The 12,613-nt window shown below is 45.9% G+C and carries 18 protein-coding genes; 11 read left to right on the plus strand and 7 right to left on the minus strand.

Going from position 1 to position 12,613, the window contains the following annotated elements; genetic code table 11:
- Positions 1-15 precede the first annotated feature (15 nt).
- Genes murA through mlaF form a run of 7 tightly spaced genes read right to left on the minus strand, consistent with a single transcriptional unit; the run spans position 16 to position 4,580 of the window.
- Complete coding sequence (gene murA / locus FIV04_RS13025; protein ID WP_152469338.1) at positions 16-1,281, minus strand: UDP-N-acetylglucosamine 1-carboxyvinyltransferase; 1,266 nt, start codon at positions 1,279-1,281, stop codon at positions 16-18.
- A gap of 8 nt (positions 1,282-1,289) precedes the next feature.
- The gene (ibaG, locus tag FIV04_RS13030) at positions 1,290-1,544 is read right to left on the minus strand and encodes a BolA family iron metabolism protein IbaG (protein ID WP_032553259.1); all 255 of its coding nucleotides are present in this window, start codon (positions 1,542-1,544) and stop codon (positions 1,290-1,292) included.
- A 13-nt stretch (positions 1,545-1,557) separates the two neighbouring features.
- On the minus strand, positions 1,558-1,866 hold the full coding sequence (locus FIV04_RS13035; protein WP_032553260.1) for a lipid asymmetry maintenance protein MlaB: 309 nt from the start codon (positions 1,864-1,866) through the stop codon (positions 1,558-1,560).
- Complete coding sequence (locus tag FIV04_RS13040) at positions 1,863-2,507, minus strand: phospholipid-binding protein MlaC (RefSeq protein ID WP_152469339.1); 645 nt, start codon at positions 2,505-2,507, stop codon at positions 1,863-1,865. Before FIV04_RS13040 ends, FIV04_RS13035 begins: the two co-directional genes overlap by 4 nt.
- Before the next feature lie 4 nt (positions 2,508-2,511).
- Positions 2,512-3,003 (minus strand): outer membrane lipid asymmetry maintenance protein MlaD, encoded by a 492-nt coding sequence (gene mlaD, locus FIV04_RS13045; RefSeq protein WP_150893337.1) that lies wholly within the window; start codon positions 3,001-3,003, stop codon positions 2,512-2,514.
- Positions 3,004-3,005: 2 nt separating this feature from the next.
- Positions 3,006-3,785: a lipid asymmetry maintenance ABC transporter permease subunit MlaE gene (gene mlaE, locus FIV04_RS26940; protein ID WP_032553263.1), complete on the minus strand. Its 780-nt coding sequence runs from the start codon at positions 3,783-3,785 to the stop codon at positions 3,006-3,008.
- On the minus strand, positions 3,786-4,580 hold the full coding sequence (gene mlaF / locus FIV04_RS26945) for a phospholipid ABC transporter ATP-binding protein MlaF (protein ID WP_172974249.1): 795 nt from the start codon (positions 4,578-4,580) through the stop codon (positions 3,786-3,788).
- Positions 4,581-4,844: 264 nt separating this feature from the next.
- Between mlaF and FIV04_RS13055 the strand changes: the two genes are divergently transcribed.
- From FIV04_RS13055 to FIV04_RS13105, 11 genes are read left to right on the plus strand one after another with little or no spacing between them, the layout of a single operon-like run.
- Positions 4,845-5,810 (plus strand): calcium/sodium antiporter, encoded by a 966-nt coding sequence (locus tag FIV04_RS13055; protein WP_150869335.1) that lies wholly within the window; start codon positions 4,845-4,847, stop codon positions 5,808-5,810.
- Between the two features lie 42 nt (positions 5,811-5,852).
- Positions 5,853-6,824 (plus strand): arabinose-5-phosphate isomerase KdsD, encoded by a 972-nt coding sequence (kdsD, locus tag FIV04_RS13060; RefSeq protein WP_152469340.1) that lies wholly within the window; start codon positions 5,853-5,855, stop codon positions 6,822-6,824.
- Positions 6,824-7,381 (plus strand): 3-deoxy-manno-octulosonate-8-phosphatase KdsC, encoded by a 558-nt coding sequence (gene kdsC / locus FIV04_RS13065; protein ID WP_152469341.1) that lies wholly within the window; start codon positions 6,824-6,826, stop codon positions 7,379-7,381. The genes kdsD and kdsC overlap by 1 nt, the downstream gene beginning before the upstream one ends.
- Positions 7,378-7,941 carry an LPS export ABC transporter periplasmic protein LptC gene (gene lptC, locus FIV04_RS13070; RefSeq protein WP_032553268.1) on the plus strand — a complete coding sequence of 188 codons (564 nt, stop codon included), beginning with the start codon at positions 7,378-7,380 and terminating at the stop codon, positions 7,939-7,941. Before kdsC ends, lptC begins: the two co-directional genes overlap by 4 nt.
- Positions 7,922-8,416, plus strand: coding sequence for a lipopolysaccharide transport periplasmic protein LptA (gene lptA, locus FIV04_RS13075; RefSeq protein ID WP_032553269.1), 495 nt, complete (start codon positions 7,922-7,924; stop codon positions 8,414-8,416). Before lptC ends, lptA begins: the two co-directional genes overlap by 20 nt.
- Before the next feature lie 2 nt (positions 8,417-8,418).
- Positions 8,419-9,144: an LPS export ABC transporter ATP-binding protein gene (gene lptB, locus FIV04_RS13080; RefSeq protein ID WP_032553270.1), complete on the plus strand. Its 726-nt coding sequence runs from the start codon at positions 8,419-8,421 to the stop codon at positions 9,142-9,144.
- Between the two features lie 54 nt (positions 9,145-9,198).
- The gene (locus FIV04_RS13085; RefSeq protein WP_150869338.1) at positions 9,199-10,665 is read left to right on the plus strand and encodes an RNA polymerase factor sigma-54; all 1,467 of its coding nucleotides are present in this window, start codon (positions 9,199-9,201) and stop codon (positions 10,663-10,665) included.
- Positions 10,666-10,689: 24 nt separating this feature from the next.
- Positions 10,690-10,977 carry a ribosome hibernation promoting factor gene (hpf, locus tag FIV04_RS13090; RefSeq protein WP_032553272.1) on the plus strand — a complete coding sequence of 96 codons (288 nt, stop codon included), beginning with the start codon at positions 10,690-10,692 and terminating at the stop codon, positions 10,975-10,977.
- 1 nt (position 10,978) lies between these two features.
- On the plus strand, positions 10,979-11,440 hold the full coding sequence (gene ptsN / locus FIV04_RS13095) for a PTS IIA-like nitrogen regulatory protein PtsN (RefSeq protein WP_032553273.1): 462 nt from the start codon (positions 10,979-10,981) through the stop codon (positions 11,438-11,440).
- 1 nt (position 11,441) lies between these two features.
- On the plus strand, positions 11,442-12,311 hold the full coding sequence (gene rapZ / locus FIV04_RS13100; protein WP_152469342.1) for an RNase adapter RapZ: 870 nt from the start codon (positions 11,442-11,444) through the stop codon (positions 12,309-12,311).
- A 3-nt stretch (positions 12,312-12,314) separates the two neighbouring features.
- The gene (locus FIV04_RS13105; RefSeq protein WP_150893324.1) at positions 12,315-12,590 is read left to right on the plus strand and encodes an HPr family phosphocarrier protein; all 276 of its coding nucleotides are present in this window, start codon (positions 12,315-12,317) and stop codon (positions 12,588-12,590) included.
- Positions 12,591-12,613: the final 23 nt, after the last annotated feature.

A 12,613-nucleotide genomic window follows, 5' to 3' on the forward strand; every position in this document is an offset into this window, starting at 1 on the left:
TCGTGGTATCGAGGCTTAGTTCGATTCACGAAAGCGCGTGATGTTAGCGCCCAGTGCCGACAACTTATCTTCAATCTTATCGTAGCCACGATCGATGTGATAAATACGGTCAACAATGGTTTCACCTTGAGCGATACAGCCAGCAATCACTAAGCTTGCTGATGCACGTAGGTCCGTTGCCATCACTTGTGCACCGCTCAGTTTTTCAGTCTCACCACAGATCGCGGTATTACCTTCAATCTCAGCTTTTGCGCCCATACGTTGTAGTTCAGGGATGTGCATGAAACGGTTTTCGAAAATCGTTTCAGTGATCACACCACTGCCCTTCGCCATCATGTTTAGCAGCGTAAACTGAGCCTGCATATCAGTCGGGAAGCCTGGGTGTGGTGCTGTTACGATCTTAACCGCTTTCAGTTCACGGTCAGTCATATCAAGACTGATCCAGTCTTCACCAGTTTCAATCTTAGCACCCGCTTCTTCAAGCTTAGCAAGAGCCGCTTCAAGTAGATGTGCGCTAGTATTGCGACAAACCACTTTACCGCCCGATACAGCAGCCGCAACTAGGAAAGTACCCGTCTCAATGCGGTCAGCAACTACAGCGTGCTTACCGCCACCAAGGCGTTCAACACCTTCAATTGTGATGGTGTCTGTACCTGCGCCAGAAATCTTAGCGCCTAGCTTGTTTAAGAATTCAGCAGTATCGACAATCTCAGGTTCACGCGCTGAGTTATCTAGCACTGTTGTACCTTCTGCCAATGTTGCTGCACACATAATGGTGATGGTTGCGCCAACGCTAACCTTATCCATTACGATGTGAGCACCTTTTAGGCGACCATCAACATTCGCTTTCACATAGCCGTCTTCTAGAGTGATTGTTGCACCTAGCTGCTCTAGACCGTGAATGTGAAGATCCACCGGACGAGCACCAATCGCACAACCACCAGGCAGTGAAACTTGGCCTTGACCAAAACGTGCCACTAGTGGACCCAAAGCCCAAATTGAAGCACGCATTGTTTTTACTAGATCGTACGGTGCGCAAAACTCGTTAATTTCGCTACCGTCGACATGTACGCTCCCGTTACGTGACACTTTTGCACCTAGGCGCTTAAGCAGCTCCATCGTCGTGTCGATATCACGTAGGTGAGGAACATTACTTACTTCAACTGGCTCTTCCGCCAGAATTGAAGCAAACAAAATAGGTAGTGCAGCATTTTTTGCACCAGAGATCGTCACTTCACCGTTTAACGGCTGATCCGATCCAATAACTCGAAACTTTTCCATCATAAACCTTAAAGTGACATCAGTTTCTTATCACGTTCCCACTCTTCTGGCGTGTATGCCTTGATAGAAAGAGCATGGATGTCATTGCGTTGAATGTATTCCATTAGTGGGCCGTAGATCAGCTGCTGCTTCTTAACACGGTTCATGCCGTCAAAACATGCATCCACTGCAACAACTTCGTAATGGCTGCCTTCACCCTTCACGATAATCTCTTGAAGGTTAAGTGCCTCTGCTAATAATTCTTGTACTTTTGTGCTGTCCACAAATAGCTCCTGCCTAATCTTTTAAGTGTTCTGCCATCATTGGCTGGATATTGCTCAATTGGAACAACGTTCGTAATTGTTCTGGCACGAAACTGAGCATTATATGACAGTTTTGATTTTTTGCATGCTCTATTAAGTGAATTAGCATCACCATTCCTGATGAATCGATGCGCTCAACCGTGTTGAGGTTCACTTGCACGCGAGATTCTGTCGTTTTCCATGCCTGTAATGTGCGCCAAATTGCAGGCACGCTGTCGCGGTCTAAATCGCCACTCAGCTGAAACTCGACGGAGCTAAGCTCACTCCATTGCGTTTGACTCATTTCTTCGAGCTCTCAAAACGAATAGGTTGTGCCGCTAGCTGCTCTAATTCTTTAGCAACGGATAGAATTCCTTGTTGGCGAATCTTAGTATTCCATTCTGACTGCTTACTTGAGAGTAGACTAATTCCCTCAGCAACCATATCAAAGGCTTTCCACTCACCGGTTTTCTTATCTTTGCGTAGCTTGAATTCAAGCTTGATGTTCGGTCTTGGCGAATCAATGATGTCGACCTTGATGCTGGTAATACGGCTATCAGGTTTGATCTTCGGCCCAGGACCAAACTGAATGGTTTGATCCGTGTATTGCGTTAGTACCTGAGCGTAAGAAGAAACGAGATATTTACGAAACGCACCGATGAAAACACGCACGTCATCTTTCTTGGCACCTTTCAGGTTTGGGCCCAATAGTTTCAGCGCTGCGTATTGTGCGTTGACATAAGGCATCAGCTCTTCTTCAACAATCACTTTCAACAACTCAGGGTCTTGTTTGATGTTCTCTTGCTCCGCCTTCAAACGGTTAAATGCCACCTCAGAAACCTGAGTCATCATTTGATAAGGTTGTGTACGGTCGATGCTCTCTTCTGCCACAACATTGGTCGCAAAGATCATAGCTACGACCATCATAAACATTCTTCTTAACATGAATCTATTCCTCAGTTGTCGCTTCATCAGAGCCGCCAACGCTATAAAGCACTTGGCCAATCAGATCTTCTAATACTAATGCAGATTTGGTGTCTTCGATAACATCACCATCAACCAGCATCTCTTCATCTTCAAAGACAAAGCCTGGTACAAGGCTAATGTACTGCTCACCAATCAAGCCTGATGTCAAAATCTGTGCACTTGACGTTTCAGAGAACTGATCATATTTCGCATCAATCGATAGCTCGACGACAGGCAGATAGCTTTCTGCATCTAGCTGAATGCTGTTTACACGACCAACAACAACCCCACCCACTTTAACAGGAGAGCGCACTTTCAAGCTGCCGATATTATCGAACGTCGCTTTCAGTGTGTAAGTATGGTTGGAACCTAGCCCTTTCACGTCAGCGACTTGAAAGATCATGATTAAGATTGCGCAAATTCCCGCGATAACAAAGCTACCGACCCATAATTCTAATTTTCGAGTTTGTTGCATGATTAATTCCCGAACATCAATGCTGTAAGAACAAAATCTAGCCCTAATACTGCTAGAGAAGAGTGCACCACGGTGCGCGTGGTTGCACGGCTAATACCTTCCGAGGTTGGTATTGCGTCATAACCATTAAACAGAGCAATCCAAGTCACGGTAATCGCAAACACCATGCATTTGATCATGCTGTTGCCAATATCTCGACCTAGCTCTACTGAAGATTGCATTGCCGACCAGAAGCTGCCGTGGTCGATGCCTTTCCAATCCACACCGACTAGTTGACCGCCCCAAATACCAACCGCCATAAAGATCATGGCCAACAGTGGCATTGAAATAAGACCAGCCCAAAGTCGCGGTGCGATAACGCGCTTTAGAGGATCAACTGCCATCATTTCAAGGCTGGAGATCTGCTCGGTTGCCTTCATTAAGCCAATCTCAGCCGTTAACGCAGAGCCTGCTCGCCCTGCAAAAAGTAGAGCTGTCACCACTGGTCCTAATTCACGTAGCAGTGATAGCGCGACCATCTGGCCAAGGTTACCTTCCGCACCATAATCAATCAGTACCACGTAGCCTTGTAGGCTGAGTACCATACCGATAAACAGTCCGGAAACGACGATGATCGCCAGCGACTGAACCCCTACGCTATATAACTGCTTCACCAACAGCGGGAAGTTTTTTAAGCGCGGAATGCCGAAGAAAGCGCCCCACAACATCAAGCTTGCGCGACCAAATGCTTCGCACATAGCTAATGTTCGGCGACCGACTCCAGCGATATAATTTACAAACATCTAGAATAGATCCTTCTCTAAACTTTGAGCTGGGAAACGAAACGGCACTGGGCCATCTGCTTCACCATTTAAGAACTGCTGTACTCGTGGATCTTCATTTTTTCGCAGCTCTTCTGGTGTCCCTTTCGCAATAATTTTGCCATCAGCGAGTAAGTAAACCCAATCGGCAATGCTCATCACCTCTGGAACATCGTGTGAAACCACAATTGAGGTGAGGCCTAACGCTTGATTAAGATTACGAATCAGCTCAACCAGAACCCCCATGGTGATAGGGTCCTGCCCCACAAAGGGTTCGTCGTACATAATAAGGTCGGGATCGAGAGCGATTGCTCGCGCCAACGCGGCACGCCTTGCCATACCACCAGATAGTTCACTCGGCATCAACTGTGCTGCGCCACGCAGTCCAACGGCCTCAAGTTTAAGCAGCACAATGGTGCGAATCAGCGACTCATCCAGTTCAGTGTGCTCACGCAGCGGAAAGGCCACGTTATCGAAGACATTGAGATCAGTAAAAAGTGCCCCGGACTGGAACAACATGCTCATTTTTTTACGAGCTTGGTAGAGCTTACGGCGCGACAAACTAGGAATGTTGTCGCCATCAAACCAAATTTCACCTTGGTCTGGAGGGAGCTGACCACCAATTAAGCGCAGCAAGGTCGTTTTACCGATCCCCGAAGGCCCCATGATGGCTGTCACTTTTCCTTGAGGAACTTCGAGGTCGATATTATCGAAGATCACTCGTTCCCCTCGAGAAAAGCTGAGGTTCTTAACTTTCACAAGCTCATTCTTTAGCATGCTTTTGTTATTTCCTTGCTCTAAAAAACGCCAATAATTGTGCTCATGATAAGTAGTCTGAATGAGAATTAAAAGCACTGTTCGATTAATTGTAGCAAATCGAAACATCAAGCAGGGAATTGAAAGTATTAAGAAATATCCCTACAAATGCACTTTCTTTACAACTTAGTCAGAATTAATTGAATCCGTGACTTCCCTTTTATCTAGCAACACGTCAAAATTAGCGGTTAATTGTCCATTTTTTATTAATTTTTAGGAATCATCATGCTTGAAGCGATTGCGTTTCTTATTATCGGCCTAGGTTTTTTGGTGTGGAGTGCAGATAAACTGGTTTACGGTGCTGCGGCATTGGCTCGCAACTTCGGAATCTCTCCCCTAGTTATCGGTATGACGATTCTTGCAATGGGTTCTTCGGCCCCTGAAATGATGGTTTCTGCAACCGCAGCACTTGACGGCAAAACCGACACCGCCGTAGGTAACGTGCTTGGCTCAAACATCGCCAACATCGCGCTAATTCTAGGTATTACTGCACTTATTAAGCCGCTTTCAATTAGTTCTGCAGTGATCCGCCGTGAACTGCCGTTAATGATTGGTGTCACACTATTAGCTGGTGCACTTCTGTGGGATAGCTACCTTGGCTTCTACGAAGGTATTCTACTATTTGTACTGTTTGCTGCGTTCTTGTTTGCAATGCTGCAGATTAGCCGTCGCGAAAAAAGCAACGGCGATGCCTTTATCGAAGAGCAAGAATCTGAGATTCCTGAAGGTGTTAGCAACATCAAAGCCGCAATGTGGGTGGTTGTTGGTCTGATTGTTTTGCCTATCTCAGCGGATGCGTTGGTGAACAACGCCGTCGTTATTGCGAAATACTTCGGTATGAGTGACCTTGTTATTGGTCTAACCATTATCGCTGTGGGTACGAGTCTTCCTGAATTGGCCGCTTCACTTGCAGGCGTAATGAAGGGTGAAGATGACATGGCTGTCGGCAACATCATCGGCTCTAACGTATTCAACATCCTTGCTGTTATGGGTATCCCTGGCATCCTAAACCCTTCTATTCTAAGCGAGTTCGCAATGGGTCGTGACTTCTGGGTCATGCTCGGTGTTTCTCTGCTATTGGTTGTTATGGCGCTTGGCAAATCACGCAGCGTCAACCGTATTGAAGGTGGCGCACTTGTGGTCTGCTTCTTGGCATACCAAGGCTACCTGCTGATGAACATGTCAGCGTAATCAAAAAACAAGTATTCCTTTTATAAGACTCTGGAGTATCTGATGTCTCAGTCATTCGATTACCGTAGTGTTGCTAAACAAGTATTAGAGATTGAGGTCGCTGGCCTCAATCAACTAGACCAGTACTTTAATGAAGACTTCTGTCGCGCTTGTGATCTCATCCTCAACAACCAAGGCAAAGTGGTTGTGATGGGCATGGGTAAATCTGGCCACATCGGCAATAAGATTGCTGCAACACTGGCGAGTACTGGCACCTCCGCGTTTTTTGTTCACCCAGGTGAAGCCGCACATGGTGATTTAGGTATGGTTGAACCGGGCGACATCGTGCTTGCGATCTCTAACTCCGGTGAATCAGATGAAATTCTTAGTCTATTCCCAGTGCTAAAGCGCCTGAACATCAAGATCATCAGTATGACTGGTAAACCAAAATCAAACATGGCAACCCTGTCAGATATCCACCTTCAAATCACCGTACCGGAAGAAGCGTGCCCACTTGGTCTTGCGCCAACCAGCAGTACAACAGCGACTCTCGTTATGGGTGATGCACTGGCTGTCGCTCTGCTGCAAGCACGTGGCTTTACAGCGGAAGATTTTGCTCTATCACACCCAGGTGGTGCGCTTGGCCGACAACTACTATTGAAGCTTGAAGATATTATGCATACCGGTGATGCACTACCTATGGTATCTCCGAATGCTCTCGTCCGTGATGCCCTGCTTGAGATCTCTCAGAAAGGCTTAGGCATGACCGCTATTGTTGATGACCAAGACAAAATGCTCGGTATCTTTACCGATGGGGATTTACGCAGAATCCTCGACAAACGCATCGATATTCACACGACTCAGATTGGCGATGTGATGACTCAAAACCCAACTGTGGCCGATCCAAACATGTTGGCAGTCGAAGGCCTTAACTTAATGCAAGAAAAAAGCATCAACGGGTTAATGCTTTGCCAAGATGGTGCGCTTGTTGGTGCGCTAAATATGCACGACCTACTGAAAGCAGGAGTAATGTAATGACTCAGACAGTATCAACACTTTATGGCTCAGTAGAGGCGGACGTTTTTCAGATCGCGAAAGAGATAAAGCTGCTAATCTGTGATGTAGATGGTGTGTTTTCTGATGGCCTTGTTTACATGGGTAACCAAGGTGAAGAGCTTAAAACCTTTCACACCCGCGACGGCTACGGTGTTAAATCTCTAATGAATGCAGGGATTGAAATCGCCATCATTACCGGGCGCCAATCACAAATCGTCGAAAACCGCATGACAGCTCTCGGTATTAAGCTGATCTATCAAGGCCAAGACGACAAGGTTAAAGCTTATCAAGATATCTGCGATAAACTGAATATAGCTCCAGAACATACTGGCTACATTGGCGATGACCTGATTGACTGGCCAGTGATGGAAAAAGTGGCATTGAAAGTGTGTGTCGCGGATGGACACCCACTACTGGTTCAACGAGCAAACTACGTTACCAATATCAAGGGTGGTCATGGCGCAGTACGTGAAGTCTGCGACCTTATTTTACAAGCAAGGGATGAGCTAGACGTGCACAAAGGTCTAAGCATATGAGTTTAACTCGTATTATCTATTTAATTTTGTTGTTTATTGCTTCTTGGTCAGCTTATTACCTGTATGACAAAGAGCAAAGCACCGCAATTCAGGTTGCTCCTAATCTGGAATTGCCTGTATTCAGCGGAAGAAATCTAGATAATATCAGCTACGACCAAGCAGGCATTCGTAGCTATCAAATAGAATCAAGTCATCTAGAGCACTACTCCAAAAGTGGCGATACCATTTTTGAAAACCCGGTGCTCTCGGTATTTCGTGATGGCCACACAATCGAGTGGCAGATGACCGCAAGGCGTGCGGTACTCGACGACGACCAAACGTTGACACTTTATGATAATGTAATAGTGAAAAACCTATTACCAGAAGCCAGCTTCGACAACATGACTATGGATAAGTTGGTTGTTGAGCTCACTAGCCGAGACTTTCATTCCGAAAGTACAGTTCGTCTGATCGGCCCATTATTTGAAACTGAGGGACAAGCTATGAAGGGCAACTTCGATAGCAACACTGCAACCCTCTTTGAAACTGTTCAAGGTAGATATGAAACTCTTACACCTTAGTTTACTTGCTTTCGCGTTTGCAGCGCCAAACGCCCTTGCTCTGTCATCAGATACAGAGCAGCCTGTTTACATCGATTCAGACAGCCAACAGCTCGATATGAAGAGCAACAAGGTTACGTTTGAAGGCGATGTGAAACTTAAGCAAGGCAGCATTAATATTAACGCTGACAAAATCATCGTTACGCGTAATGCAAGCAGCGGTGAAATCGAGGCGATTCAAGGTTTTGGTAAACCAGCGCTTTTTTCACAGCTTACTGACGATGGTAAAACGCTAAGCGGACAGGCGTTTGAGCTGAATTATCAGCTGAGTACAGACAAGCTGATCATGACCAAAGAGGCACAACTGTCTCAAGACGGTAACCTAATTCGTGGTTCTAAGATCACCTATCAGATCTCTTCACAAAAACTGGTTGCTGACAGCGATAAAAACGAGCGTGTTTCAACCGTTCTTCAACCAGCACAAGTGAATAAATAACTATGGCAGTCTTAAAAGCGCAAAACTTGGCTAAGACCTACAGCAAACGTAAGGTTGTAACAGACGTAAGCCTGCAAGTTGAATCAGGACAAATCGTTGGCCTACTGGGCCCTAACGGTGCCGGTAAAACCACCTCTTTCTACATGATCGTTGGTCTGGTTGCGCGTGATGAAGGCACCATCAGTATCGATGATAACGACATCAGTATTCTACCGATGCATAGCCGCTCACGTTTAGGTATCGGCTACCTACCTCAAGAAGCGTCGATCTTCCGTAAGCTCTCAGTTGAAGACAACATCATGTCGGTACTGCAAACGCGCAAGGAATTAACGCCAGAAGAGCGCCAAGATAAGCTAGAAGACCTGCTTGAAGAGTTCCATATCCAACACATTCGTACCAGCAACGGTATGGCACTGTCTGGTGGTGAGCGACGCCGTGTTGAGATTGCTCGCGCTCTGGCTGCAAATCCTCAGTTTATTCTGCTCGATGAACCATTCGCGGGTGTTGACCCAATCTCAGTTATCGATATCAAGAAAATCATTGAACACCTACGCGATCGCGGTCTGGGTGTATTGATCACTGACCACAACGTTCGTGAGACGTTAGACGTGTGTGAAAAGGCTTATATCGTGAGCCAAGGACACTTGATTGCGGAAGGTTCACCGGAGGATGTTCTCAATAACGAACAGGTGAAACAAGTTTATCTAGGCGAACAATTCCGTCTATGATTATATAGAGCGTATCGAGAATTCTAAGAATAATAACTAGGTAAGTAATACTGAATGAAACCCTCATTACAACTTAAGCTAGGCCAGCAATTAGCAATGACCCCTCAGCTACAACAAGCGATACGTTTGTTGCAGTTGTCTACGTTGGATTTGCAACAAGAGATTCAAGAGGCTTTGGAATCGAACCCACTTCTCGACGTAGAAGAAGGGAATGATGACGCTCCTGCAAACTCTGAAGAAAAGCCAAGTCGTGACGAGAAAGAAGCAGCAGAAGCCACTGCTGAACCAGACTTACCTGACAGCTCAGATCTGATTGAAAAATCTGAGATTGGCAACGACTTAGAAATCGATACCACTTGGGAAGACGTTTACAGTGCCAACACCGGTAATACTGGTATTGCTATCGATGATGATATGCCAGTTTACCAAGGCGAGACCACCCAAAGCCTGCAAGATTACCTACTGTGGCAATTAGACCTGACACCATTTTCAGAAACAGACCGTACTATTGCGTTAGCGCTGATTGATGCTATCGACGACTACGGCTACCTCACTGTTTCAAGTGAAGACATTCTTGAGAGCTTCGACAACGAAGAGATTGAACTCGACGAGATTGAAGCCGTTCGCAAACGCATTCAACAGTTCGATCCACTTGGCGTGGGTTCACTGAACTTACAAGACTGTCTACTGCTACAACTGGCGACCTTCCCGGAAGATACTCCATGGCTAAAAGAAGCTAAGTTAGTACTTACTAGCCATATAGACCAGCTGGGTAATCGTGATTACAAGCTGATCATCAAAGAGACTAAGCTTAAAGAAGCAGAGCTACGTGAAGTTCTGCAGCTTATACAGCAACTAGACCCGCGACCAGGTAGCAAAATCACTCCGGATGAAACCGAATATGTAGTGCCTGACGTATCGGTGTTTAAAGACCTAGGTAAGTGGTTAGTTACCATTAACCCAGATAGCGTACCAAAGCTGAAAGTGAACCAGCAATACGCCGATCTAGGCAGTAAAGGCAACAGCGCTGACAACCAATACATTCGCTCAAACTTGCAAGAGGCAAAATGGCTAATTAAGAGCCTAGAGAGTCGAAATGAGACGCTACTCAAAGTTGCGCGATGCATTGTTGAACATCAGCACGATTTCTTCGAACATGGTGAAGAAGCCATGAAACCTATGGTGTTAAATGACGTTGCACTTGCAGTCGACATGCATGAATCCACAATCTCTCGTGTTACGACACAAAAGTTCATGCACACACCACGAGGCATCTTCGAGCTGAAATACTTCTTCTCTAGTCATGTCAGCACTGACAATGGCGGAGAGTGTTCATCAACAGCAATTCGCGCTCTGATCAAGAAACTAGTGGCCGCTGAAAACACAGCCAAGCCGCTCAGCGATAGCAAGATTGCTGCTTTACTGGCTGACCAAGGAATTCAGGTAGCTAGAAGAACCATAGCAAAATACCGTGAATCTTTAGGCATTGCCCCTTCGAGTCAGCGCAAACGCCTACTGTAGGGCACCAACTGAAAAGGAAAGTCTATGCAAATCAATATTCAAGGCCATCACGTTGATCTTACCGATTCAATGCAAGACTATGTTCACACCAAATTTGAAAAGCTTGAACGCTTTTTTGAGCACATTAATAACGTTCAAGTTGTATTAAAAGTTGAGAAAATTAACCAAATTGCAGAAGCAACACTGCATGTTAATCAAGGCGACATTCATGCGACAGCTACCGATGAAAATATGTATGCTGCAATTGATTCATTAGTTGATAAACTCGTCCGCCAACTCAACAAGCACAAAGAAAAGCTAAGTAGTCACTAACATGCAATTAAGCGAAGTACTTTCATTGGACTGCACCAAAAGTGCAGTCCAATGCACGAGCAAAAAAAGAGCCCTAGAAATCATCAGCCAGATTGCAGCCGAGAGCTGTGGTCAAGACTCAACAGAACTGTTCGAGTGCATGCTGAGCCGAGAGAAAATGGGCAGTACCGGCATCGGAAATGGTATCGCTATTCCCCATGCCCGTATGAATGTCAGCGACAAAGCGATCGCTGTTCTATTGCAGTGCCAAGACCCTATCGAGTTTGATGCAATCGATAACCGCCCTGTCGACCTACTATTTGCACTTTTGGTTCCTAGTGAGCAATGTAAAGAGCATCTTAAAACCCTTTCTTGTATGGCAGAGCGACTCAACGACAAACAAACGCTGAAACAACTGCGTAATGCGCAAAGCGACCAAGAGCTTTACGACATTATGATCCAAGTGCCGACTTGCGAGCAATAACATGCGCCTTATCGTAGTTAGTGGTCAATCAGGAGCTGGTAAAAGTGTCGCTTTGCGAGTTCTTGAAGATCTCGGTTATTACTGCGTTGATAACTTACCTGTCGACCTGCTCGGCAACTTTGTCGAGTCAGTCAAAGAGAGCAACCAAAACGTTGCAGTAAGCATCGATATACGCAACCTGCCTAAAGAGCCTCATCTTGTCACAGAGACACTGGTTCAATTAGAAGATGCCGCCAATATCGATGTTAGCGTATTGTTCTTGGACGCAAACAAACAAACCCTGCTCAAGCGCTACAGCGAAACTCGTCGTATCCACCCGCTTTCTCAAGGTGACGACAAACTCTCTCTAGAGCAAGCCATCGACCTCGAGAAACAACTGCTTTCCCCACTATCTGACCAAGCCGATATCTTGATCGATAGTAGCGATTGCAACCTCTACGAATTGAGTGAACAAGTACGCCTTAAAATTGAAGGCAAAGAGAAGCAAGAGCTGATCATTGTTTTCCAATCCTTTGGTTTTAAGTACGGTTTACCTAGCGATGCTGACTATGTGTTTGATGTTCGTTTCTTGCCTAACCCGCATTGGGAGCCTGATCTAAGACCGCTCACTGGACTTGATGCTCCGATTCACTCTTACCTAGAGAAACATCAGGAAGTGATCGAGTTGAAGCAGCAGATTCAAGGCTTTGTCGAACAATGGCTACCGATGTTAGAAAAGAACAATCGCAGTTACCTCACTGTAGCGATTGGTTGTACAGGTGGTAAGCACCGCTCAGTATATCTAACTCAAAAGATCGGCGAGTACTTTGACCAATTGGGTCACCAAGTACAGATTCGACACGCTTCATTAGAAAAAAACCAACAGGCCTAAATCATGGAATTGACCCGCACTGTACTCATTCAAAACCGTTTGGGGCTTCATGCTCGCGCAGCAGTAAAACTAGTGGAGCTTGCCCAGAGCTTTAATGCCACTCTGACGATTCATAGTGAAGATGAGAAAAGCGCAACAGCAGACAGTGTCATGGGGTTACTCATGCTTGAATCGGCCCAAGGTCAACACATTCGCATTCAGGCAGAAGGCGATGATGCCCAGCAAGCACTGGATGCCGTGTGTCATCTAATCGAAGACAAGTTTGACGAAGGCGAGTAGCTGAAACGGGGTAATGCCCCACT

The sequence above is a fragment of the Vibrio sp. THAF190c genome (genome assembly GCF_009363355.1).
Taxonomy (GTDB): domain Bacteria; phylum Pseudomonadota; class Gammaproteobacteria; order Enterobacterales; family Vibrionaceae; genus Vibrio; species Vibrio fortis_A.